The sequence below is a fragment of the Brachybacterium fresconis genome, assembly GCF_017876515.1.
GTDB lineage: Bacteria > Actinomycetota > Actinomycetes > Actinomycetales > Dermabacteraceae > Brachybacterium > Brachybacterium fresconis.
Genome location: NZ_JAGIOC010000001.1, coordinates 3,426,987 through 3,448,282 on the forward strand (window position 1 = coordinate 3,426,987; position 21,296 = coordinate 3,448,282).

Consider the following 21,296-nt stretch of genomic DNA (forward strand, 5'->3'; position numbering starts at 1 on the left):
CGTGTGCTCCGCTCAGCGGGCGCTCGCCGGCAGCGGGAACAGCTCCTCCACCGCCGCCGCCGCGCGCAGCACCGCGCCCTCGCCCAGCGCGGGCCCGAGGAACTGCATCGACACGGGCATGCCGTCCAGCATCCCGCAGGGTACGGACACCGAGGGGAGGCCGGCCAGGTTCGCGGGGCCCACCAGGCGCATCAGCTCATCGTCGCGGTCCCGCTCCTGCCCGCCGACCTCGACCACCGCGTCCCCGATGCGCGGGGTGCGGATCGGCAGGGTCGGCGAGGCGAGCACGTCGACCTGCGCGAAGACGCGGGCGAAATCCTCCCGGACCCGGGAACGGATCTGCTGGGCCTGGAGGTAGTCCACCGCGGTGGGCAGCGCGCCGCACTCGATGAGCACCCGCACGTCCTCGCCGTAGTCCTGCGGGCGCTCGCGGAACTGCTCGGCGTGGAAGGCGGTGGTCTCGGCGGTGTCGATCACCGTCAGTGCGTAGACCGCGTCCGCGAGGGAGGGGAGCGAGACGGGCACGAGCTCCACCCCGGCGCCGACGTCCGCTCCCGCGCCGGCGCCGACGTCCGCCCCTGCGCCCGCCAGGGAATCCAGCATCTCCCGCACGACGGCCTCGATCTCGGCATCGATCGAGGCGAAGAAGAAGTTCTCCTCGATCCCGATGCGCAGGGGGCGTACCCGCCCGCGCTCGCCGGTCTCTTCGAACTCGCGCGCCGCCTGCGAGGAGATGACTCGCAGGGAGGAGGGCACCCGAGGGTCGTGCCCGCTGATCGCATCGAGCAGCACGGCGGCGTCCTCCGCAGTGCGGGTCAGCACGCCGACGTGGTCCAGGCTCCACGCCTCGGGGTAGCAGCCGTAACTGCTGACCAGCCCGTAGGTGGGTTTGAGCCCCAGGATCCCGCAGGCCGCGGCGGGGATGCGGATCGACCCGGAGGTGTCCGAGCCGATGGCGCCCAGCGCCATGCCGGCGGCGACCGCGACGGCCGATCCACCGCTGGAGCCGCCGGGGGTCCGGTCGCGGTCCCACGGGTTGCGGCAGATCCCGAAGTGCGGGTTCTCCGTGGTCACCCCGAGCGCGAACTCGTGCAGGTTCGTCTTCCCGACCCGCACGGCGCCCTGCTGCTCGAGGCGGTCGACGACCCCGGCGTTCTCCTCCGCGACGTGGTCGCGGAAGATCGCGGATCCGACCGTGGTCACCCCGCCTGCTGTGGAGAGGTTGTCCTTGACGGCGATCGGCAGCCCGTCGAGCGTGCCGATCCGGCGCCCCTCCCGCACTCGGGCATCGGCCGCGTCGGCCTGCGCCCGGGCGCGATCGGCCTCCACGGTGATGAAGGCGCGCAGGTCCTCGTCGCGGGCCGCGACCCGGGCCAGGCTGTTCTCGGTCAGCGCGCGGGAGGTGGTCCTGCCCTGGGCCAGGTTGCGCGCGGCCTCGGTCAGGGTCAGCGACTCCGTGCCGGTCATGATGCTCCGTTCCGCGGATCGAAGGTCAGGGCGGATTGTCGGCCGCGCAGCGCGGCGAGGTCCACCCGCCGGCGCAGGGCGGCGAGGCGCTCGGCGTGCGCCGCGAGCCCGGAGGCGTCCTGGTCCGGGGTGTGCGGGAATCGGGCGCGGACCAGGTCGAGGGTGCGGGGCGCGTCGGATGCGTCGGCCGACGCGGTCTGCGGCGTCGGCACTCCGAGCGACGCCGGCTCGTCCCTCGGCGGGGGCGTCGGAGGTGGTGCAGGCTGCGGCGTCGGCCGGGGCGCCGGTTCGGGCGTGGGCCGGGGCGCCGGCTCGGGCGTGGGCTCAGGCATGCGGGTTCCTCTCAGTCTCCTCGATGGTCTCGACATCCTCGGGGCCCAGGATGATGGGCGTGTAGTCGGGATTCACGCGGGAGCGATAGAACCTCATGGCCAGGGGGACCAGCGCCCCGATGATGAGATAGGCGATGATCGGCGGCCAGGCGTTCGCCGGCAGCAACGTCACGCCGACGACGGTGATGGCGGCCGAGATCAGCATGCCGACGGCGAACATCGGTCTGCCGATCGGGGCCCGGAAGGGCCGCTTCCACTCGGGGTGCTTGGTGCGCAGGCGGTAGGCGGACAGGCAGCCCAGGAAGTACACGGCCCCGGCCGCGACCACGGAGAGCGAATAGGTGTACTGCACCCAGTTCGTGCCGGTGAAGGCCGCGAAGAAGATCCCGAACGCGAGCACGACGAGGTTGGCGATGTAGGGCTGGCCGTGCCGATTGGTGCGGCTGAACCAGGGCGGCAGCTGACGCAGCTGCGAGGCGCCGTAGAGCACTCGGGCCGAGGAGGTCCAGAACCCCATCAGCGTGGTGAAGGCATACAGCAGACCGGCGGCGATCGCCAGCAGGCCGATGATCGCGGGCATGCCCAGCTGATCCACCAGCTCCGGCTCGGGGACGCTGAGGCCGGCGATGACGTCGTGCGGGGCGAGGCCGCCGATCGCGACGGTGGCCAGCATGTACACCACGGCCGGGATGAACAGCCCGGCCAGGATCACGATGACCATCTTCTTCGCGGCGAACTTCGTCTCCTGGATCATCGTCGGCGTCATCGCGAACCCGATGTACTTCAGCACCAGGGCCGACGCCGCGGCCACGGCACCGTAGATCCCGTGCGGGAAGAATCCGCCGTGCTCGGAGATGTTGGTGAACTCCCAGTGGCCGCTGGAGAAGTAGTAGATCGAGGTGCCGACCGTGATGGACACCATCGTGATGAACAGGACGATCGCCATCACGCCGGTCAGCTCGATGGAGAAGTTCGAGAAGACGTACCACAGCACCATGATGGCGATCGCGATCAGCGGCTGGACCGCCACCGGGACGTCGACGAAGAAGCCGGCGGCGGTGACGAAGATGAAGGCGACCAGCGGCGGCTCGACCACCTGCACCAGGAAGAACAGCCACTGGGTGGCCCAGCCCGTGGTCGAGTTCATGGCATTGCCGGACCACACGTCCACCGAGGAGGAGAACGGCAGCACCGAGGTGAGCTCGGCGAAGGCGAGCGCGATCGGCACCAGGATCACGGCCAGGATCGGGAAGATGATCGCGGCGCCGGCTCCCGTGAGCTCGAACCAGTAGGGGGCTTCGGCGAGCCATCCGCCGAGCACCGCCCCGGCCGCGAGGGCGACGAGGCTGAGGAGGGACAGTTGACGTTTGAGACCTGCATTCCGACCAGCCATGACGTCTCCTTCGACGTACGAGTGCCGGATCCCGAGCTTAGTGGTGAATCCTTCCGTTATCCAGAGCTGGAGCGGACATTCCGGGCGAACCGACGGGCGGTCCGCGCCCGATGGGGTCTGCGCTGCGGGCTCGCCCACGGCGCGCGAACGGCCATGTCGACCGGGCTCGCGCTCGGCCCGGACCGGGAGCGCGGCGCACGCTCGTCGCCCGGGATGACGGCACCGCGTCCCACCCGTCACCATGGACGGATGGCGAGAACGAGAGACGACGAGACCCCGGACCGCGCAGAGAACGACCGGCAGGAGCCCGACTGGCCGTGGTTCCTCCCCGCCCCCGAGGAGGAGCGGGCCGGCTGGTCCGCCGAGGACAGCGCGGTGACCGAGGACCCGGGTGCCTTCGCCGTCCAGCACGCGGAGGTCGCCCTGGTCGCGCGGGCCGTCGCCCTGCTCGATGTGGTGGGGGAGGGACGCGGGACCACCGACAGCGGTGCGCTGGTCCTGGCCGACGTGCGCACTCTCGTCCAGCGGTGGGAGCTTCCGACGGGCGCGGAACCGCCGGACTCGATGTGGGACGTGCCGGAGCTCGTCGGCCCGTGGACCGCACTGACCGCCGGCGGCTGGATCGAGGTGACCGGGGACAGCGCCCGCCCGGGCGAAGGAGCGAGCCCGTACGTGCCGGCAGAGCAGGACCCGGACGCGTTCATCCAGTTCGCCCGCGCCCTGATGGGCATCCTGCTGCTCACGCTCTCGCAGCAGAAGGTCGACCATGGGGGCTTCGAGGGCGGCGCCGACACCTTCGCCGCGCTGTTCTACGTCACCAGCGCCGAGGGGCTCACGGTGCCGGACATCCTCACCGGTGGGACCGACATGCCGGGCGTGCCCCGCGGCGCGGACGGCGGCCCCGACCTCGATCAGGCGCTGCGGCTGATGTACACGATCAGCGACCTCACGCGCCTGAGCGCCTACGGACTCATCCGTCGCGACAGCGAGCGCGCCGCCCCGGACACTCACTACCGGGCGAACCTCGCCGTCATGGCCGTGGTGGCCAGCACCGCTGACCTGCTGTTCCACGGCCCCGACGAGGGGTGAGGACGCTGGGGGTGCGTGCCGGATCGCATGCGGACGGACGAGCTGCAAACATTCGGTCGCGTGCGTGACCTCAACGGCCATATGGGCTTGAGGTCACGGTGGGCGACGGAAGTTTGCAGGCGCTCGCTCCGCCACGGGGTCACGGGGCGCCCCGGCTGCCAGGTGGGCGCTACCGGGTGGGCGCCGCCGGATGGGCTGCGGTGCTGCCGGGTGGGCTGCGGTGCCGCCGGATGGGCTGTGGTGCTGCCGGGTGGGCTGCGGAGCCGTCGGCAGGACCCCATTTACACGGAGCCCTCCGCGGGGAGAAGCTGTCCCTGAGCCGTGGATTCGCGTGCTCGCCCGCCGGATGAGGGGAGGCACCGAGGTGACCTCGATTCCAGAGAAGATTCCAGAGACGATGAGCGCAGTGCAGCTCGTGGGACACGGTGGGCTGGATCAGCTCGTGCACTCCCACGACGTACCCACGCCGAGGCCTGCGGCGGGGGAGGTGCTGATCGACGTCCACGCCTGCGGGATGAACAACACCGACGTCTGGGTGCGCGAAGGCGCCTACGGCAGCGACACCGACCCCAGCGAGGTCTCCAGCTGGCGACGCGGCCGCTCCACGCTCACGTTCCCCCGCATCCAGGGCGCGGACATCGTCGGCCGGATCGCCGCCGTCGGCGACGGCGTGAGCCGGGACCGGGTGGACCAGCGGGTGATGGTCGACTTCAGCCTCTATCACCGTCCCGAAGGCGATGAGTCCCTGGCCGACATCGACTACATCGGCCACGGCCGCGACGGCGGCTACGCCGAGTACGTCGCGGTGCCCGCCGAGAACGCCTACGAGGTCACCGCCGACATCCCCGACGCGGGCCTGGCGACCTTCTGCTGCGCCTATCTCACCGCGGAGCAGATGCTCGACCGCGCCCGCCTCGCGAAGGGGGAGCGGATCCTGGTCACGGGCGCTTCCGGCGGTGTCGGCTCCGCGATCATCCAGCTCGCGCGGGTGCGCGGCGCGATCCCCTATGCGATCACCAGTGCCGGCAAGGAGCAGGCGCTGGTGGCGATCGGCGCCGAGGGCACGATCCTGCGCGATACCGGCGACCTGGTCGCCGAGGTCGAGAAGGTGGTCGATGCCCCGGTGGACGTGGTCGCCGACCTGGTCGCGGGGGAGATGTTCAACGACCTGCTGCGGATCCTGCGCCCAGAGGGTCGCTACACCACTGCCGGTGCCATCGGCGGCCCGGTGGTCCAGCTCGACCTGCGCACGATGTACCTCAAGCATCTCGAGCTGCACGGCTCATCCCAGGGCACCCGCACCGCCTTCCGCCGTCTGGTCGGCTACATCGAGGACGGCTCGATCCGCCCGCTGCTGGACCGCACCTTCGCGCTCTCCGACTTCCACGACGCCCAGCGCGCGTTCATGGCCAAGTCCTATATCGGCAAGCTGGTCGTCGTCCCCGACCGGCACTGGGACACCGTGGGAGCACCTCATGCGCCGTGAACGAGCCCTCGAGCTGATCGACACCCAGTCCGGCGGGGACGTCAGCCGCATCGTCACGGCCGGCATCGAACCACTGCCGGGCCGGACCGTGCTGGAGAAGGCCCGCTACCTCCAGGCCGAGGGTGATGGGCTGCGTCGGCTGCTGCTCTCGGAGCCCTACGGCGACCCGGCGATGTCGGTGGACCTCATCGTCGAACCGGGCAACCCCGAGGCCCAGGCCGGCTACATCATCATGGAGGCGATGGGCTACCCGATGTACTCGGGGTCGAACACCATCTGCGTCGCGACCGCCCTGCTGGAGAGCGGGATGATCGAGATGACCGAGGGGCTGCAGAAGATCGTCCTGGAGTCCCCGGCCGGGCTGGCCCACATCACCGCGCGCAACGCCGACGGGCACGTCGAGTCGATCACCACCCAGGGCGAGCCCGCCTACGTCGCCGAGCGCGGGCTGGGCGTGGAGGTGCCCGACTACGGCCGCGTCGAGTTCGACCTGGTCTGGAGCGGTGCCTACTTCGCGATGATCCGCTCCGCGGACCACGACTTCGAGCTCACGGCCGACGAGCAGATCGCCCTGACCGCCTTCGGCGACGCCTTCGTGCGCACCGCCCGCCCCGGGCTGCGCCAGGAGCATCCCTCGCTCGGCGACGTCGGTCCCTTGCCGTTCGTGCACTTCATGGGCCGGGTGCGGACGATGGAGAACGGTGCGGTCGAGTCGCGCTCGGCCACCTACGTGCACCCGGGGGTGATCTGCCGGAGCCCGACGGGGACCGGCACCTCCGCGCGGCTCGCGCTGATGGCCGGGCAGGGCGACCTCGGCCCCGGGGACACGCTGGAGACCATCTCCCCACGGGGCAATCGCTTCCTCGGCACCGTGGTCGGGGACACCACCGTCGGTGATTACCCCGCCTGGCACTCCACGATCACCGCCAGCGCCCGACTGATGGCCCGCTCCCGGGTGACCGTGGACCTCGACGACCCGCTGGTGGACGTCTCGGACCTGGAGCAGCTGCTGAGCCCGTGACGGGGCCGCCCCCGGGGGCGGGCCCAGAGCGGCACTCCACCGCCCGGACCGGTGGCAGAGCAGGGCAGGGCGCAGCCCGAGCCAGGACGCTGTTCAGCGAAGAATGCTGCGCTGTCGAGCGTCCGCTCCCTGCTCCGGACCCGTCGCGCGGGCCCGGAGCAGCTCGGTGACATCGCGAAGGCCCATCTCGACGCGTCCGTGGACCCGGGGGTTCAGCAGCGTGGTGCCGTCGAAGTCGCCGGAGGAGGCGAAGATCGCGACCGGGATGGTCAGGGCTTGGAAGAAGCCGAACAGCGGCCGCATCGCGTGCTCCAGCATGAGCGCGTGGTGCTCGCCGCCGCCGGTCGCCACCAGCAGCACCGGCTTGTCGGCCAGCGCGTACTGATCGATCAGGTCGAAGAAGTGCTTGAACATCCCCGTATACGAGCCCCGGAACACCGGTGTCGCGGCGATCAGCAGGTCGGCCTGCTCGGCCTCCTGCAGCACCACCTCGACGTCGGCTGCGATGTCGTCGCGCTCGATCGCCCCGGTGAAATCGGGCCCGAGGCGGTACACATCGATCTGAGAACGCTGGACGGGCATGTCCCGCTCCAGGGCGTTCAGCACGACGCCGACCAGGCCCATGGTCTTGGAGGACTCGCTCGGGCTGCCGTTGACGACGACGACGCGCAGCGCCGCACCGGAGGTCGGTGCCGCTGTCCTGGTGTCCGTGATCGGTGCGGTGAGAGTCATGCTGCTGCCGTCCTTTCTCGTGCGGCCACTTCGCGGCGCACGACCGGGGCCACCTCGGTCCCGAGTCGTTCGATCGTCTCGAGGTGCAGCTTCTGTGGGAGGCCACCGAAGCCCATCTGCAGCAGGGCACGGCTCAGGCCGTAGACCTCGTGGTAGGTCATCAGCTTGTCGATGATCTCCTGCGAGCTGCCCACCAGCAGCCCGGAGGACGGGGAGGACTGTGCGTCGAAGGCGGCCCTCGACAGGTTCATCCCCTGGCCGCGCTGGTGGTTGTTGTCGGCCATGCCCTGGGCGAAGTAGGGGAACATCTCGTCCCGGGCGCCCTGGCTGGTGCGCCCGACGTAGCCGTGGGCGTTGATGCTGATCGGCATCGAGCTGGGGTCGTGCCCGGCTTGCGAGGCCGCCTCGCGATACAGCGCGGCCGTGCCCTCGTGCTGCCGCAGCCGGCCCAGCAGCAGCGCCATCGCCATCGGCAATCCGCGCTGACCTGTGCTGATGGCCGAGGCCGGTGAGCCGCCCACGCCCACCCAGATCGGAATCGTGTCACCGTCGGCGCGGGGCGCGATGTCTGCATCGACCAAGGGGGCACGCAGCTTCCCGGTCCAGGTCAGCGGGTTCTGCTCCCGGATCGCGAGCAGCAGATCCAGCTTCTCGCGGAACAGATCGGCGTAGTCGGCCAGGTCGTAGCCGAACAAGGGGAAGGACTCGGTGTACGAGCCGCGGCCCGCGATGATCTCCGCGCGGCCGGCGGAGAGCAGGTCGAGGGTGGCGAACTGCTCCCACACGCGGACGGGGTCCTCGGAGCTGAGCACGGTCACCGCGCTGGTCAGCCGGATGTTCCGGGTCTTCTCCGCGGCGGCGGCCAGCAGGAGTGCGGGCGCGGAGCCCACGAAGTCGCTGCGGTGATGCTCGCCGACCGCGAAGAGGTCCAGGCCGACCTCGTCGGCCAGCTGGGCCTGCTCGATGGTCTCCCGCACCCGGGTGCGCGGGGAGGGGAGCTCACCGGTGAGGGGGTCTTCGGTGATCTCCCCGAAAGTCAACATTCCGATCTCGAAGGGCATGGTGAATCCTCTCTGGTCAGTGCAGTTCGATCTGCTGTCGGCGCCGCAGGTCGTGCTGTCGGCTCCGTGCGCCGTGGTGCCGGTCTCCGCCGGGGCGCCCGCGGGCGGGGTCCGCGCGGTGGGTGCGCTGCGCTTCAGGGCGCGAGCGCTCGCGCCGTGGGCTGCGGGACGGCGTGGTCCGGTCACCGGGCCGGGTGCTGGGACGTGCCTGCGCGTCGTGCGCCGCATGGGCGGCGATATCCCTGCTCGGCAACGAGGTGCGCGGCAGTGGTGGATCCTGGTGCGGGGCGGGGGTTACTGCTCGGAGCGCAGATGCTCGAGGATCGTGCCGGAGAGCTCGGCGAAGCGGTCGAGCTCCTCCGGGGTCAGATGGTCGACGAAAAGTCGACGCACCTCCCGGGCGTGACAGGGCACCGCGCTGACGAGCGCGTCCATTCCCACTTCGGTGAGCACCGCGTCCATGCCGCGGGAACCGCACCGCTCGCGCTCGACCAGGCCGCGCTTGGACATCCGGGTGAGCTGATGGTGCATGCGGCTCTTCTCCCAGCCGGCCGACGCGCAGAGCTCGTAGATGCGCATGCGCTGCTCGGGGGCCTCGGACAGCAGGCTCAGCACGCTGTAGTCGGCGTTGGACAGGCCGCTGGTGGCCTGCAGCTGCTGCTCGATCCGTCCGCGCAGAAGCTCCATCATCTGCATCGACGTCCGCCACGCGCGGAGCTCGCGCTCGGTCAGTTCCTGCTGTGCCATGGGGTGAGCCTACCGCTCGAGGTGACAGATCACCTGCGTTGTCGTCGGTGTCGATGAGGGGGTGTGTGCGGCGTCGTTCACCGACGAGTGCCGCCTCGGCCGGCCGGTGCACGGTGGCGGTGGCGGTGGCGGTGGCGCTGTAGTAGGTGACGGCTGCCGTGATCGAGGTGCTCATGTGTCTCCCTTCGCGGGGACTGCTCCGGAGGGTCGGGGTGGTGCCCGGTCCCGGTGGACTCGCCCTTGTCGCCGAGCCGGGTCGGCCGACATTTAGTTGACGTATCACCCAAAGTAGAAGCCTCGAGGTGACATGTCAACCCCGGGGTGGGTGGAGCTGACGGGTGAGGCGTCGAGAAGCGGGGACTCCGGTGCCCCTGGAGGGCGTCGGCGGTGACGCCACAACCCGACGTCAGCGGCGCCACGACCTGGCGTCAGCAGCGCCACGACCTGGCGTCAGCGGCGCCACGACCTGGCGTCAGCGGCGCCACGACCCGACGTCAGCGGCGCCACGACCCGACGTCAGCGGCGCCACAACCCGACGTCAGCGACGCCACGACCTGGCGTCAGCGGCGCCACCACTCGGCGCCAGCGGCACTGCAGGCCGATGTTCGGATCCGGAAAGTTCTCAGACGTCGATCACGGCGCCGCAGATCCCGCACGTCTCGTACTGGCGGCGGCGCCAGCGAAGGACGGGGATCACGAAGAACAGGGTGAGCTGGCGGAACGAGCGCATCCGCAACCACTGCGTGGTGTTGTGGCAGCGCGGGCACTCTCGCGTCGCCCCGTCTCCGAGGTGCCGAAGCTTGGTGTTGATCCCGATGATGAAGAACACGGCGCCAGGGTACGTCCCGGTGCGTTCGGCGACGGGTGGCAGCGCGGCGACCGGATCCTGGTGGAGCGGCGAGCGCTCGGCCGGCGCACGCGTCATCTGGAGCAGCTCGATCAGGAGCGGACGATCGCGCGGACGGGACCGCAGCCTCGTACGGTAGCGGAACGCGCCCGCAAGGAAAGGACTTCTTCCATGAATCTCCACGAACTGCTCCGCGCCCGTGAGGACGCCGGCACTCCGATCCGAATCGGTCTGATCGGTGCCGGTCGTTACGGGACGATGTTCCTGGCCCAGGCGCGCAGCACTCCGGGTATGCATGTGGTCGGGATCGCTGACATCAACACGCAGCGTGCCGAGGGGGCGCTGGATCTGGTCGGCTGGCCGGCCGAGCAGGTCGCCGGCAGCGTCGAGGAGGCCCTGACCGGTGGTGGGACGGCGGTGGTCGGCGATGCCGGGCTGTTGTTGGAGGCGGATCTGGACGTGATCGTGGAGGCGACCGGCAATCCGATCGTCGGCACCGATCACGCCCTGCGGGCGATCCGGGGCGGGAAGCACATCATCATGGTGACGGTGGAGGCGGATGCGTTGTGCGGGCCGGCGCTGGCTGTCGAGGCGAAGCGGGCGGGGGTGGTGTATTCGCTGGCGTACGGGGATCAGCCGGCGCTGATGTGGGAGCTGGTGGATTGGGCGCGGACCTCAGGGTTCACCGTGACCGCGGCCGGTAAGGGTGCGAAGTACCTGCCGCACTATCACCAGATGAATCCGGACACCGTGTGGGAGAACTGGGAGTTCTCGAAGGAGCTGACCGATTCCGGGCAGTTGAACCCGTACATGCACACCTCGTTCCGTGATGGGACGAAGGCGGCGATCGAGATGGCCGCTGTCGCGAATGCGGCCTCGCTCTTCCCCTCCGATGGAGGGCTGACGTTCACGCCGGGGAATGTGGAGCAGATTGCGACGATCTGTCGTCCGGAGGCCGACGGTGGGGTGCTGGCCCATCGCGGGTCGGTGGAGGTGATGAGCTCGGTGACGCGCGAGGGGGAGTGGATCGACAAGAACATCCAGGAGGGGATGTTCGTCGTCGTCGAGGCGACCAACGACTATGTCGCCGGCTGCTTCACGGAGTACCCGTGGCATCCGGATCCCTCCGGGCGGTATGCGGCGCTGTACCGCCCGTACCACTACGTCGGCCTGGAGCTGGGGGTCTCGATCGCCCATGCCGCGCTGCGCGGGGTCGCGACGGGCAGCCCGGCCGGGTTCTGCGCCGACGTGGTGGCGACCGCGAAGAAGGACCTCACCGCGGGTGAGGTGCTCGATGGCGAGGGCGGGTACTGCGTGTACGGCAAGCTCATCTCCGCCGAGACGTCGGTGGCCCGCGGTGCTCTGCCGGTCGCTCTGGCCCACAGCGTGCCGCTGCTGCGCGACGTTCCGGCGGGCGAGGTCGTCACCTGGGACGACGTCGAGATGGCCGAGGGTATGGAGACCGTGCTTCAGATGCGCGAGAAGACGGTCGCCATGATGGCGCGAGCTGGGGAGAGTGCGCGGGCCTGAGCAGCTGCCGCCCTGTGAGATCGCTCAGTCCTGCGAGACCTCCGTCAGCAGGGCGACCACCTCGTCGGCGAAGAACGCAGGCAGCTCGACCGCGCCGAAGTGACCGCCCGACGGTGCCATCGTGCAGCGGCGGACGTCGTAGAAGCGCTCGGCATACGCGCGCGGAGCGGTGACGAAGTCGTGCGGGAAAAACGTCAGGCCGGTCGGGACGGACGGTGCAGGTGTGCTGCCGCTCCCACCACCGTCACGTCCGGCGCCCGCGTCACCTGACTCCTCGTCGTCGCCGGCCCAGGCGCTCGGATCGATCGCCTCGGAGTACAGCCGTAACGAGGAGCGGGCGTCGTTCGTGAACCAGTGCACGCTCACCTCGGTCAGGAGCGTGGAGAGGTCAGGTTCCGCATCGCTCCAATCCCGGATCTTTCCCGCGATCCAGGCGAGCAGCGCCGTCGGCGAATCGCTGAGGCCCGATGCGAGCGCGGTCGGCTCCGCCGCCTGGATCCCGAAGTACGCCGCCTGCTGGAACCATTCCCCCGCCGTCGCGAGGTAATCCTGCTCCTCTGCCGACACCGCGGATCGATCCACCTGGAACGACTTGGTGAACGGCACATCGGTCAGATGCAGCGCCGCGATCGCCTCCGGATGCGTCGTCGCCAGGTGATCGGCGATGCCGGCACCCCAATCGCCTCCGGAGACGGCATACCGCTGGTACCCGAGACCGGTGACGAGCGTGTGGAGCTGTTCGGCAGCTCCTGCGAGCCGCAGCGGACCGTCGGGCTGCCCGCTGAACGCGAATCCCGGCAGCGAGGGCACGATGACGTCATGGCCGGCCGCGACGAGCAGCGGTATCACGGCCCGGTACCGCAGGAAGGAGTCGGGCCAGCCGTGCACGAGCAGCACGGGCATCTTGTCGCCGTGCCCACGGGCGTGCACGACGTGGAGGGCGGTGCCTCCGAGGTCCGCAGTGAACTGCGGCAGGCGGTTGAGCTCTTTTTCGATCGCACGCCAGTCGAAGGAGGTTCTCCAGTGCTCGGCAGCACTGCGCAGCCAGGCCAGGCTCATACCCCTCTCTTCCGCGGCGGGGGCGACGGCGTTCGGCCACCGCGTGGCCTCGAGACGGGCGGCGAGGTCGTCGATCTGGTGCTGCGGGATCTCGATGGTGAAAGGCCGGATGTCCATGGTGCGCTCCTTCGTTCGGGGAACTGCGGACCCTGCGGGGACTGTCGAGATCAGAGTGGCAGGACGACAGGTCTGATGTCGTCCTGATATTCGAGGACGAGGAGCCGTGGAAGAGACCGATCCGGGGCCATCGGTCGTCATCGCGCAGCGGAATCGAGGGCACCTCGAACCATTGCCGCCCGAGCCGCGCCGTGCCAGCCTTGCGGCATGTGCCGGAACATCAGACCGTTGTACAACGTCGCCCCGGAGACCACCTCCCAGGAGGTCCATGACGCCGCCCTGCAGTACGTGCGCAAGGTCAGCGGGATGACCAAGCCCTCGCAGGCGAACGCGGAGGTGTTTCAGCGGGCGGTCGACGAGATCGCGCACACCACCGAGCACTTGCTGGCGGACCTCGTCACCTCCGCCCCGCCGAAGGACCGCGAGGTCGAGCGAGAGAAGGCGCGGGCGCGGAACGCGAAGAGGTTCGGGCAGCCCGCCGCGTCCTGAGGCTTTCGTGCAGATCGCGGGGATGCTCGCGACGCCGGGCTGTCGAGGCATACCTGACGAGTGCATGGCCGGACGTGGAACAGCCGCGAGCACGGGTGATGCCCCGCGGTCATCGCCCCTCGAAATCGGGCGCCCGCTTGGCCAGGAACGCCGCGGCGCCCTCGTCCTTGTCCTCCGTGGTGTACAGCAGCGTCTGCGCCAGCTGCTCCAGCAGCAGCCCCGTGCGCTGATCCGTGTCGCTGCCCGGGCCGATCACCAGCTTGGCCAGGCGGACCGCCAGCGGCCCCTTGCTCAGCACGGTCGCCATGATCTCCGCGGCGGTGGGGAGCAGGTCCGCGGCGGGCACCACGGTGGTCACCAGCCCGCAGCGCTCCGCCTGCTCCGCGGTGAGGGTGCGGCCGGTCAGGATCATCTCGAGGGCCCTCCCGGTGCCGACGAGTCGGGACAGCCGCTGGGTGCCGCCGGCACCGGGCAGCACGCCCAGTCCGGCCTCCGGCAGGCCCATCCTCGCGTGATCGGCGGCGATGCGGATGTCGCAGGCCATCGCGAGCTCCAGTCCGCCGCCCATCGCGACGCCGTTCAGCGCGGCCAGGGTCGGCTTCTGGAAGTCCTGGATCCGGTCGTAGAGGCGCTGCATGGGGGCGGCGAGACCGTCGGCCAGGTTCCAGCGTGCCAGCTCGGAGATGTCGGCCCCGGCCGCGAAGGCCGTCGGCCCGGACCCCGTGACGACGATCCCGCGCACGGTCTCGTCGGCCTCCCAGGCGTCCAGCACCTGGGTGATCTCGGTCAGCATGGTGCTGGTCAGGGCATTGCGCTGCTCCGGCCGGTCGAGCGTGATCGTCCCGACGCGGTCGGTCACCTCGATGCGCATCGTCTCGAAGGTCCGGGGCTGCTGCTGGTTCGTCATGGTCTCCTGCTCTCGGCTCGGGTCAGGGTCGCGCTGCCGTGTGGTGTCGCGGCCGAGGAGGGGTCGCCTCCTCCGGGCCGCGGGCGCCTCAGCGATGCCGCCCCGGGGTGTCGTCGCGTCACGCCATGGTCAGCCCGCCGGAGACGGACAACGTCTGGCCGGTGATGTAGCTCGAGGCGGGGGAGGCCAGGAAGGCCACGGCGTTGGCCAGGTCCTCCGGCTGGGCGAGCCGGCGCAGCGGGATGGCGCGCTCCAGGGAGGCGCGCAGCTTCGGATTGTCCTCGGACATCTCGGCGAACAGCGGGGTGTCCGCCGGGCCGGGGCAGATCACGTTCGCGGTGATGCCGACCCGGGCGGATTCTCGGGCGAGGGTCTTGGTGAACGCGACGATGCCGCCCTTGCAGGCGGAGTACACGGCCTCGCCGGAGGAGCCCACCCGCGCCGCATCCGAGGCGATGTTCACGACCGTGCCGTGGCCCTGCTCGGTCATCACGCGCACCACCGACTGGCAGCAGTGCAGGGTGCCGTAGAGGTTGATGGCGACGATGCGGTCCCAGATCGCGGTGTCCTGCTCCAGGAAGGGACCGACCTTGTCCCAGCCGGCGCAGTTGACCAGCACGTCGATCCGCCCGAAGCGGTCGGTGACCTGCGCTGTCATGGCATCCACGCTGTCGCGGTCGGTGATGTCGACGGCGACGGGGAGGCTGTCTCCGCCGAGGTCCGCGGCGACGGACCGCGCCGCCTCCTCGTCGATGTCGGCGATCACCACGACGGCGCCCTCGGCGGTCAGCCGCGTGGCGATGCCGTGGCCGATGCCGCTGCCGGCACCGGTGACGAGGCAGATCCTTCCGGTGAGGTCCTGGTCATTGGTGGTGAGGGCCGGGGTCTCGGCCATGTCGTCCCTCCTGGGTTCGGTGGTGCGGCGGAGCAGGGGATCGGTCGATGGCGGCCTGGGCGCGGTCTCTCCCGACGGGCCGCGTGCGGCAGAGGGCCCGCCCGCCGTCGGCGGCCCGCTCACGGTGCGAGCTCCCGGTCGACGCTGTGGCGGGCGATGACCAGCTTCATGATCTGGGCGGTGCCGTCGCCGATCTGCAGGCCGAGCACGTCGCGCATTCGCTGCTCGATCGGCCGGTCGCTGAGATAGCCGTACTGGCCGTGGCTGAGCAGGCACTGGTGGATGACGTCGTAGGCCGTCTTCGGCGCCCACCACTTGCACATCGCGGCCTCCTTCGTGTGCTCCAGCCCGGCGTCCTTCAGCCACAGGGTCTTCTGGCACAGCAGACGGGCTGCGGCCAGCAGGGTCTCCGCCTCGGCCAGCGGGAACGCGACGCCCTGGAAGGAGCTCAGCGGCTGGTCGAAGGCCGTGCGCTCGCCGGTGTATTCCCAGGTCTCCTCGAGCGTGACCTGGGCGGCGCCGATCACCTGCAGGCCGATGAGGGAGCGGGAGAAGTCGAAGCCCTGCATGACCTCCGTGAATCCGGTGCCGAGCTCCCCGAGCAGGTTGTCCGGCGGGATCCAGGTGTCGGTGAACTCGATCCCGCCGCGGCCGACGGCTCTGGTCCCCACATCCGGGGAGGCGCGGCGCTGGATCCCGTCGCGATCCAGCTCCACCAGGAAGGCGGTGATGCCGCGTCCGCGGCCCTCCGGGGCGGTCCGGGCGAACACCACGGCGGCTCCCGCGTGCATCGCGAAGGACATGGACTTGGTGCCGCGGAGCACCCAGCCGCCGCCCTGCGGTCTGGCGGTCATCGACGGATTGCCGGCGTCGGACCCGGCGTTCGGCTCCGAGAGCCCGATCGCCACGACGTCCTCGCCGCTGGTGATCTGCGGGACCCAGCGCGCCGCCAGCTCGGGGCGGGCCGTACGCGCCAGGATCTGCCCCACCAGGGAGCCGATCACCTGGACGTAGGCGACGGTGAGGTCGCCCCGCGCAATCTGCTCGGTGATCATGCCGGTGGTCAGCGCCCGCTCGTCGCGTCCGCCGAGCTCACGGGGGAGCTCGGGGGCGATCAGCCCGCACGATCCCATCTGTCGGCGCAGCTGCGGGTCGATGAACCCGTCGCGTTCGCGCTGCTGGTAGTCGGGGGCGATCTGGGAGGCGACCCCCGCCGCGGCGTCGAGGTAGCCCTGCATGGCGTCGTCGACGGCGAAATCCATGGGTCCTCCTGGGCTGCGGTGTCGGGCGCGAGGACCTACGCGAGGTCCCCGAGGAGATCGCAGTAGCGGCTGCGGTGGTCCGGATGGATCGCCGTGGAGAGCACCAGCGCGGTCTGGGAGCGGACGAACTCCTCGAAGGTGACCCGCGGAGCGAAGTACCAGTGCTTCAGCGCCCAGGAGTGGGCGACCGTCAGCAGGTCGTAGGAGTAGAGCTCGGTGTGGATCGGGCGCAGCAGACCCTGCTCGACGGCGGCGTCGACGGCGCTGCGCAGGGGCGCGACGGTGCGGACCTCCAGCTCCTTGGTTACCTGCCGCCCGGCCTCGTCCAGGGTGTTCGACTCGCGGTAGGTCAGCAGCACCGCCTGGCGATTGTCGCGGATGACGGTGCAGGTGGCGGCGAAGGCGCCGGCGATCTGGCGGACCGGGTCCTCCTCCGGCTCCAGCGCCTCGGCGACGAGCCGCCCGATGTCATCGAGCACGCCCTCGGTCACGGCCTGGATCAGGTCCTGCTTGCCGGTGAAGTACCGGTAGATCAGGCCGACGGAGACTCCGGCCATAGCCGCGACCGACTGCATGGAGACCGCCTGCGATCCGCTGCGCTCCATCAAAGGGGCGGCCGCGTGCAGGATCTGCCAGCGGCGCGCATCGGACCGCGCAGCGCGGGCGGCCTCGGCCGGGGCGACGGCAGCGTCGGTGCCGGACATGCCCCCTCCTCCCCGATGAGTGAATGTCGTTCATCAAAAGTGAACGATGATTCACTGTCGAGTGTGCCGCGAGTCACGAGGCGCGTCAAGGGGGCTTCCTCCCGCCGATCGGGGAGCGGGGCGCCTGATGTCACCCGGCGCGGTATGCCCTCAGGAACGCCCGCACGCCCTCGATGACGAGGGGGCGGAAGCGATCGTCCTCGGTGGCGTTCGCGATGCCGAGCCTGTTGATGGTGGCTGCAAAGGTCAGGCCGATGAAGTGGTCGGCGGCGAGACGGGGGTCGGAGATCTCGAGCAGCCCGACGTCGGCCAGGGAGGCGAGCTGCTCGCCGATGGCCTCCTCGGGCTCGTCGGTCAGCGAGGGCGCCCGCGTGCGCGGCGGGCGGTCGGAGTCGACGTGGGCCAGCCGGCGCAGGGTGGTGTAGTCCGACGAGTCGAGCCAGTCGGTCGCGATCCGCATCGAGAAGTCGACCAGCGCGGTCTCCAGCTGGTCCGTGGCGGTGATCCCGGCGAGCGTGTCGCGCAGACTGCTGCGGATCGCGGCGAGCAGAGAGCGGCCCAGGTCCTCGAGGACGGCCCGCAGCAGGGATCGCTTGTCCCCGAAGTAGTCGTACACGGTCCGTTTGGACACGCCGGCCCGGGCGGCGATCGCGTCGACGCTCGAGCGGTCGAACCCCTCGGTGACGAACAGTTCCCGAGCGGCGCGGAGGATGGCGGACCGTTTCTGCTCGGACCCCTGGCGCAACGACTTCGAAGTGGACATCGCTCGATCCTACCGCAACTACACTGCACGGTGTAGTGTAATCACGGTGTCGGCCGGGACTCCGAGATCCGACACCGGACGAGAGGAAACATCCTGATGACATCTTCGAAGCGCACATCCGTCCTGATCTCCGGGGCGAGCATCGCCGGTCCCGCGCTGGCGTACTGGCTGCATCGATACGGATTCGAGGTCACGGTCGTGGAGAGAGCGGGCTCCCCGCGCGGAGGCGGCTACCCGATCGACGTCCGGGGCACGGCGATCGAGGTGGTCCGGCGGATGGGACTGCTGCCCCGGCTGCAGGCCGCGAGCCTCCGGATGGAGCGGTTCACCGTCCTCGACGCCGACGGTGAGGAGGTGGCCACTCTCCGCCCGGCCACCATGACGAAGAGCGTCGAGGGCCATGATCTCGAGCTGGGGCGCGGAGAGCTGACCGCTGCCCTGTATGCGGCGGTGCACGACGACGTCGAGTTCCTCTTCGATGACTCGATCGACACGCTCGGCGAGCACGGTGACGGCGTCGATGTCACGTTCCGCAGCGGCGGCCGTCGTCGGTTCGATCTGGTGGTGGGTGCCGATGGCATGCATTCGCACACCCGACGCCTCGTCTTCGGCGCCGAGGAGCAGTTTCACCACTATCTCGAATACGCGTTCGCCGTGTTCTCGATGCCCAACACCCTCCAGCTCTCCCATGAGCTCGTGCTGTGGAACAGACCGGGACGCGCAGCGGCTCTGTACGCCACCGGTGGCGACGAGGACGACGTCCACGCCTTCGTGAACTTCCATCTGCCTGCGCCGCCGCGGGATGCGCTGCGGAATCCGTCCGCCCAGCGGGCTCTGGTGTCCGAGGTCTACGCCGATGCGGGCTGGAGGGTCCCGGCCATCATCCGGGCGATGCAGAACGCCGAGGACCTGTTCTTCGACACGGCCGCCCAGATCCGCATGCCGAGCTGGTCGACGGGCCGGGTCGCCCTCGTCGGCGATGCGGCGTACGCACCGTCGTTCTTGACCGGACAGGGCTCCAGTCTTGCTCTCGTCGGTGCCTACATGCTTGCCGCCTCCCTGGCCGCACACCAGGACCACGCAGCGGCCTTCCGAGCCTATGAGCGCGACACCCGGGAGTTCGTGACGAGGAACCAGGCGTTGGTCGACACCGGCGGCGCCCCGCTCTTCCCCATCACGGACGCCGCCCTCGACCAGCGCAACGAAGCCCTTCGAGATCTGGATGCCATGCCACCGTCCACCGGGGACCCCGCCCATACGGCCCAGACGCTGCCCCCACAGATCCGGTGACAGCTCTCGGCGCCGGGGGCACGGCTCAGCAGGGCACGGAGACCGCGTCCGTCGCCCGGGCGCTCGTCGCAGCCCGTGCCTGCTGGCGACGGTGGACGGCGAACGACCAGCCGGCGATCCCCAGCCCGAGGACCGCGAGGACCACGCCGGTCCACGCGGGCGCCAACAGCCCCCACCCCGCGGCGAGCACGCCCGCACCGAGCGCGGCGCCCAGGGAGTTGCCGATGTTCAGTGCGGAGTGGTGCAGCGCCGCGGCCAGCGACGGTGCGTCAGGGGAGGCGTCCAGCAGGAACAGCTGCAGGGAGGGGCCCATCTGTTGGGAGGTCACGGCGATCGCGAACAGCAGGATCATCCCGGCGACGGCGTTCTGGGCGACCAGCGCGAACACGGCCAGGCTGAGCGCCATGCCGGCCATGCCGAGGAAGATGGTGCCGTACAGGCTGCGATCGGCCAGGCGCCCGGCGACGATGTTGCCCACCGTCATACCGACGCCGAACACCAGCAGCGCCAGCGGCACCGCCCGCTCACCCAGACCCATCACGCCCGGCACGATCTCGCCGATGTAGCTGTACACGGCGAACATGCCGCCGAAGCCGATGGCGCCGATGCCGAGCGCGAACCACACCTGGACGCGAGCCAGAGCCCGCAGCTCCCCGCGGATCGAGCCGGTCGAGCCGGAGGATCCGGTATTCGGGGGCTCGGGCACCAGGCGCCAGATCGCCATGGTGGAGACCGCGGCGATCAGCACGACGATCACATAGGCGGTGCGCCAGCCCATCGCCTGACCGAGCGCGGTGGAGGCGGGGACACCGATCATGGTGGCGACCGTCAGGCCCAGCATCACCAGCGACACGGAGCGGGCGCGCCGGCCGGCGGGGGAGAGGTTGGCGGCGACCAGCGAGGCGACGCCGAAGTAGGCGCCGTGGGGGAGCCCGGCGACGAAGCGGGCGGTGGCCAGCACGGAGAAGTCCGGGGCCATCGCCGAGAGCAGGTTCCCGAGCCCTATCAGGGCGATCAGCAGCACCAGCAATCGAGCGCGCGGCATCCGCACGGCGGCGATCGTCACCAGCGGCGCGCCGATCACCACGCCCAGGGCGTACAGGGTGATCAGCATGCCGGCCTGGGGGATGGACACCTCGAGGTCCTGTGCGATCTGCGGCAGCAGCCCCATGCTGGCGAACTCGGTGGTGCCGATCGCGAAGGCGCCCAGCGACATGGCCAGGATGACCAGCCGCAGACGGCCGGCGGGCAGCGGGGTGTGCGGCGTCGCGAGACGGGACGTCATGGAACCTCCAGCGCGGGTCGGGCAGGGACATCGCTGCCGACGCTGGAAGCGGTGAGGGATGGTTCGATCCTATAGGCCGGGGTGGACGAGGGGCCAGGAGTGGGTGAGGGATCTCCGGGACGTGGCGGGCCCTTCCCTCGAGAGGTCGGCCATGTGGGGAGCCGACGACAGGTCGGCGGCGCTCTGTCGGCCGACGTCCTCTTCGGCGGTGACCAGTCCTGCACCCGGCTCCATGGTCGGTCCCGGTCAGGCGCTCGGGATGCTCGCTCGGGTGAGGGCGCGAGCCAGCTCGGTGCCCGCACTCAGGTCCTCCTGCCCCAGGGGCAACGTCGCGAGAGCGCCCTCGTGGAGCAGGAGGAGCTGCGTGGCCAGCTCGCCGGGCGCCGTCGCCCCGGCCTCCTCCGCCAGGCGGGCGAAGAGGTCCCGCAGCCAGCGCTTCTGCTCCAGGGCGATCCTGCGGGCCGGGTCGTCCGGGTCAGGAAGCTCGGCCAGGGCGTTGAGGAAGGCGCAGCCGCGGGAGCTCGTCCGGCTCCACTTCTGCAGGGCGACGAAGGGTGCGGTGACGGCGTCGACCGCGTCCCCGCACGCGGCCACCTCGGCCTCTGTGAGGGCGCGCCAGCGGGCGTCACGGGCGCTGAGGTAGGCCGCCACCAGGTGCTCCTTGGAGCCGAACTGGTTGTAGAGGGTGCGCTTGGACGCTCCGGAGTGCTCGGCGACGAGATCGACGCCCACTGCCGTGATTCCGCGGTGGTAGAAGAGGTCCTCCGCGGCCTCGACGATGCGCTGCCCCGTCGGCGTCATCCGCCGGGGCGTCGGAGAC

21 protein-coding genes are annotated in these 21,296 nt (G+C 70.4%); 6 read left to right on the plus strand and 15 right to left on the minus strand.

Features of this window, described 5'->3' with window-relative positions:
- Positions 1 to 12: 12 nt before the first annotated feature.
- The 3 genes from JOF44_RS15260 to JOF44_RS15270 are packed head-to-tail and all read right to left on the minus strand — an operon-like array spanning position 13 to position 3,192.
- Entirely contained in the window at positions 13 to 1,467 is a 1,455-nt protein-coding gene (locus JOF44_RS15260; protein WP_209893263.1) for an amidase, read from the minus strand.
- On the minus strand, positions 1,464 to 1,799 hold the full coding sequence (locus JOF44_RS15265; protein WP_209893266.1) for a hypothetical protein: 336 nt from the start codon (positions 1,797 to 1,799) through the stop codon (positions 1,464 to 1,466). The genes JOF44_RS15260 and JOF44_RS15265 overlap by 4 nt, the downstream gene beginning before the upstream one ends.
- Positions 1,792 to 3,192 (minus strand): APC family permease, encoded by a 1,401-nt coding sequence (locus JOF44_RS15270; protein ID WP_209893269.1) that lies wholly within the window; start codon positions 3,190 to 3,192, stop codon positions 1,792 to 1,794. Before JOF44_RS15270 ends, JOF44_RS15265 begins: the two co-directional genes overlap by 8 nt.
- A 249-nt stretch (positions 3,193 to 3,441) precedes the next feature.
- On the opposite strand from JOF44_RS15270, the gene JOF44_RS15275 reads away from it, so the two are divergent.
- From JOF44_RS15275 to JOF44_RS15285, 3 genes are all read left to right on the plus strand, one after another.
- Positions 3,442 to 4,281: a hypothetical protein gene (locus JOF44_RS15275; protein WP_209893272.1), complete on the plus strand. Its 840-nt coding sequence runs from the start codon at positions 3,442 to 3,444 to the stop codon at positions 4,279 to 4,281.
- Positions 4,282 to 4,678: 397 nt separating this feature from the next.
- The gene (locus JOF44_RS15280; RefSeq protein ID WP_209893275.1) at positions 4,679 to 5,767 is read left to right on the plus strand and encodes an alcohol dehydrogenase family protein; all 1,089 of its coding nucleotides are present in this window, start codon (positions 4,679 to 4,681) and stop codon (positions 5,765 to 5,767) included.
- Complete coding sequence (locus JOF44_RS15285) at positions 5,757 to 6,788, plus strand: proline racemase family protein (RefSeq protein ID WP_209893278.1); 1,032 nt, start codon at positions 5,757 to 5,759, stop codon at positions 6,786 to 6,788. The genes JOF44_RS15280 and JOF44_RS15285 overlap by 11 nt, the downstream gene beginning before the upstream one ends.
- A 93-nt stretch (positions 6,789 to 6,881) precedes the next feature.
- Here JOF44_RS15285 and JOF44_RS15290 read toward each other — a convergent pair whose 3' ends face one another.
- From JOF44_RS15290 to JOF44_RS15305, 4 genes are all read right to left on the minus strand, one after another.
- A complete protein-coding gene (locus JOF44_RS15290) occupies positions 6,882 to 7,520 on the minus strand; it encodes an NAD(P)H-dependent oxidoreductase (protein ID WP_209893281.1) in 639 nt (212 codons plus the stop codon).
- Positions 7,517 to 8,581 (minus strand): LLM class flavin-dependent oxidoreductase, encoded by a 1,065-nt coding sequence (locus tag JOF44_RS15295; RefSeq protein WP_209893284.1) that lies wholly within the window; start codon positions 8,579 to 8,581, stop codon positions 7,517 to 7,519. The genes JOF44_RS15290 and JOF44_RS15295 overlap by 4 nt, the downstream gene beginning before the upstream one ends.
- Before the next feature lie 294 nt (positions 8,582 to 8,875).
- Positions 8,876 to 9,328, minus strand: a complete 453-nt coding sequence (locus JOF44_RS15300; protein ID WP_209893286.1) for a MarR family winged helix-turn-helix transcriptional regulator — start codon at positions 9,326 to 9,328, stop codon at positions 8,876 to 8,878.
- A 622-nt stretch (positions 9,329 to 9,950) separates the two neighbouring features.
- Positions 9,951 to 10,253: a zinc ribbon domain-containing protein gene (locus JOF44_RS15305; protein ID WP_245348971.1), complete on the minus strand. Its 303-nt coding sequence runs from the start codon at positions 10,251 to 10,253 to the stop codon at positions 9,951 to 9,953.
- 93 nt (positions 10,254 to 10,346) lie between these two features.
- Between JOF44_RS15305 and JOF44_RS15310 the strand changes: the two genes are divergently transcribed.
- Positions 10,347 to 11,705, plus strand: coding sequence for an NAD(P)H-dependent oxidoreductase (locus tag JOF44_RS15310; protein ID WP_209893289.1), 1,359 nt, complete (start codon positions 10,347 to 10,349; stop codon positions 11,703 to 11,705).
- Positions 11,706 to 11,729: 24 nt separating this feature from the next.
- On the opposite strand, the gene JOF44_RS15315 is transcribed toward JOF44_RS15310, so the two are convergent.
- A complete protein-coding gene (locus JOF44_RS15315; RefSeq protein WP_209893292.1) occupies positions 11,730 to 12,881 on the minus strand; it encodes an epoxide hydrolase family protein in 1,152 nt (383 codons plus the stop codon).
- A gap of 207 nt (positions 12,882 to 13,088) precedes the next feature.
- On the opposite strand from JOF44_RS15315, the gene JOF44_RS15320 reads away from it, so the two are divergent.
- A complete protein-coding gene (locus JOF44_RS15320) occupies positions 13,089 to 13,370 on the plus strand; it encodes a DUF2277 domain-containing protein (RefSeq protein WP_209893295.1) in 282 nt (93 codons plus the stop codon).
- A 109-nt stretch (positions 13,371 to 13,479) separates the two neighbouring features.
- Here JOF44_RS15320 and JOF44_RS15325 read toward each other — a convergent pair whose 3' ends face one another.
- The 5 genes from JOF44_RS15325 to JOF44_RS15345 all read right to left on the minus strand — a co-directional run bounded on the left by JOF44_RS15325 (position 13,480) and on the right by JOF44_RS15345 (position 17,901).
- Positions 13,480 to 14,277 (minus strand): enoyl-CoA hydratase/isomerase family protein, encoded by a 798-nt coding sequence (locus tag JOF44_RS15325; protein WP_209893298.1) that lies wholly within the window; start codon positions 14,275 to 14,277, stop codon positions 13,480 to 13,482.
- 118 nt (positions 14,278 to 14,395) lie between these two features.
- Positions 14,396 to 15,172: an SDR family NAD(P)-dependent oxidoreductase gene (locus tag JOF44_RS15330; RefSeq protein ID WP_209893301.1), complete on the minus strand. Its 777-nt coding sequence runs from the start codon at positions 15,170 to 15,172 to the stop codon at positions 14,396 to 14,398.
- Between the two features lie 119 nt (positions 15,173 to 15,291).
- The gene (locus JOF44_RS15335; RefSeq protein WP_209893304.1) at positions 15,292 to 16,434 is read right to left on the minus strand and encodes an acyl-CoA dehydrogenase family protein; all 1,143 of its coding nucleotides are present in this window, start codon (positions 16,432 to 16,434) and stop codon (positions 15,292 to 15,294) included.
- 35 nt (positions 16,435 to 16,469) lie between these two features.
- Positions 16,470 to 17,138 carry a TetR/AcrR family transcriptional regulator gene (locus JOF44_RS15340; RefSeq protein ID WP_209893307.1) on the minus strand — a complete coding sequence of 223 codons (669 nt, stop codon included), beginning with the start codon at positions 17,136 to 17,138 and terminating at the stop codon, positions 16,470 to 16,472.
- A gap of 130 nt (positions 17,139 to 17,268) precedes the next feature.
- Positions 17,269 to 17,901, minus strand: a complete 633-nt coding sequence (locus JOF44_RS15345; protein WP_209893310.1) for a TetR/AcrR family transcriptional regulator — start codon at positions 17,899 to 17,901, stop codon at positions 17,269 to 17,271.
- A 96-nt stretch (positions 17,902 to 17,997) separates the two neighbouring features.
- Between JOF44_RS15345 and JOF44_RS15350 the strand changes: the two genes are divergently transcribed.
- Positions 17,998 to 19,191, plus strand: coding sequence for an FAD-dependent monooxygenase (locus tag JOF44_RS15350; protein WP_209893312.1), 1,194 nt, complete (start codon positions 17,998 to 18,000; stop codon positions 19,189 to 19,191).
- A 25-nt stretch (positions 19,192 to 19,216) separates the two neighbouring features.
- On the opposite strand, the gene JOF44_RS15355 is transcribed toward JOF44_RS15350, so the two are convergent.
- Together JOF44_RS15355 and JOF44_RS15360 are read right to left on the minus strand one after the other, a co-directional pair.
- Positions 19,217 to 20,476 (minus strand): MFS transporter, encoded by a 1,260-nt coding sequence (locus tag JOF44_RS15355; protein ID WP_209893314.1) that lies wholly within the window; start codon positions 20,474 to 20,476, stop codon positions 19,217 to 19,219.
- Between the two features lie 246 nt (positions 20,477 to 20,722).
- Positions 20,723 to 21,277: a TetR/AcrR family transcriptional regulator gene (locus tag JOF44_RS15360; RefSeq protein WP_209893317.1), complete on the minus strand. Its 555-nt coding sequence runs from the start codon at positions 21,275 to 21,277 to the stop codon at positions 20,723 to 20,725.
- Positions 21,278 to 21,296 lie beyond the last annotated feature (19 nt).

Coding starts and splice junctions, on each gene's coding strand:
- JOF44_RS15260 (WP_209893263.1), bottom strand. CDS start 1,467: ATGACCGGCACGGAGTCGCTGACCCTGACCGAGGCCGCGCGCAACCTG.
- JOF44_RS15265 (WP_209893266.1), bottom strand. CDS start 1,799: ATGCCTGAGCCCACGCCCGAGCCGGCGCCCCGGCCCACGCCCGAACCG.
- JOF44_RS15270 (WP_209893269.1), bottom strand. CDS start 3,192: ATGGCTGGTCGGAATGCAGGTCTCAAACGTCAACTGTCCCTCCTCAGC.
- JOF44_RS15275 (WP_209893272.1), top strand. CDS start 3,442: ATGGCGAGAACGAGAGACGACGAGACCCCGGACCGCGCAGAGAACGAC.
- JOF44_RS15280 (WP_209893275.1), top strand. CDS start 4,679: ATGAGCGCAGTGCAGCTCGTGGGACACGGTGGGCTGGATCAGCTCGTG.
- JOF44_RS15285 (WP_209893278.1), top strand. CDS start 5,757: ATGCGCCGTGAACGAGCCCTCGAGCTGATCGACACCCAGTCCGGCGGG.
- JOF44_RS15290 (WP_209893281.1), bottom strand. CDS start 7,520: ATGACTCTCACCGCACCGATCACGGACACCAGGACAGCGGCACCGACC.
- JOF44_RS15295 (WP_209893284.1), bottom strand. CDS start 8,581: ATGCCCTTCGAGATCGGAATGTTGACTTTCGGGGAGATCACCGAAGAC.
- JOF44_RS15300 (WP_209893286.1), bottom strand. CDS start 9,328: ATGGCACAGCAGGAACTGACCGAGCGCGAGCTCCGCGCGTGGCGGACG.
- JOF44_RS15305 (WP_245348971.1), bottom strand. CDS start 10,253: ATGACGCGTGCGCCGGCCGAGCGCTCGCCGCTCCACCAGGATCCGGTC.
- JOF44_RS15310 (WP_209893289.1), top strand. CDS start 10,347: ATGAATCTCCACGAACTGCTCCGCGCCCGTGAGGACGCCGGCACTCCG.
- JOF44_RS15315 (WP_209893292.1), bottom strand. CDS start 12,881: ATGGACATCCGGCCTTTCACCATCGAGATCCCGCAGCACCAGATCGAC.
- JOF44_RS15320 (WP_209893295.1), top strand. CDS start 13,089: ATGTGCCGGAACATCAGACCGTTGTACAACGTCGCCCCGGAGACCACC.
- JOF44_RS15325 (WP_209893298.1), bottom strand. CDS start 14,277: ATGACGAACCAGCAGCAGCCCCGGACCTTCGAGACGATGCGCATCGAG.
- JOF44_RS15330 (WP_209893301.1), bottom strand. CDS start 15,172: ATGGCCGAGACCCCGGCCCTCACCACCAATGACCAGGACCTCACCGGA.
- JOF44_RS15335 (WP_209893304.1), bottom strand. CDS start 16,434: ATGGATTTCGCCGTCGACGACGCCATGCAGGGCTACCTCGACGCCGCG.
- JOF44_RS15340 (WP_209893307.1), bottom strand. CDS start 17,138: ATGTCCGGCACCGACGCTGCCGTCGCCCCGGCCGAGGCCGCCCGCGCT.
- JOF44_RS15345 (WP_209893310.1), bottom strand. CDS start 17,901: ATGTCCACTTCGAAGTCGTTGCGCCAGGGGTCCGAGCAGAAACGGTCC.
- JOF44_RS15350 (WP_209893312.1), top strand. CDS start 17,998: ATGACATCTTCGAAGCGCACATCCGTCCTGATCTCCGGGGCGAGCATC.
- JOF44_RS15355 (WP_209893314.1), bottom strand. CDS start 20,476: ATGACGTCCCGTCTCGCGACGCCGCACACCCCGCTGCCCGCCGGCCGT.
- JOF44_RS15360 (WP_209893317.1), bottom strand. CDS start 21,277: ATGACGCCGACGGGGCAGCGCATCGTCGAGGCCGCGGAGGACCTCTTC.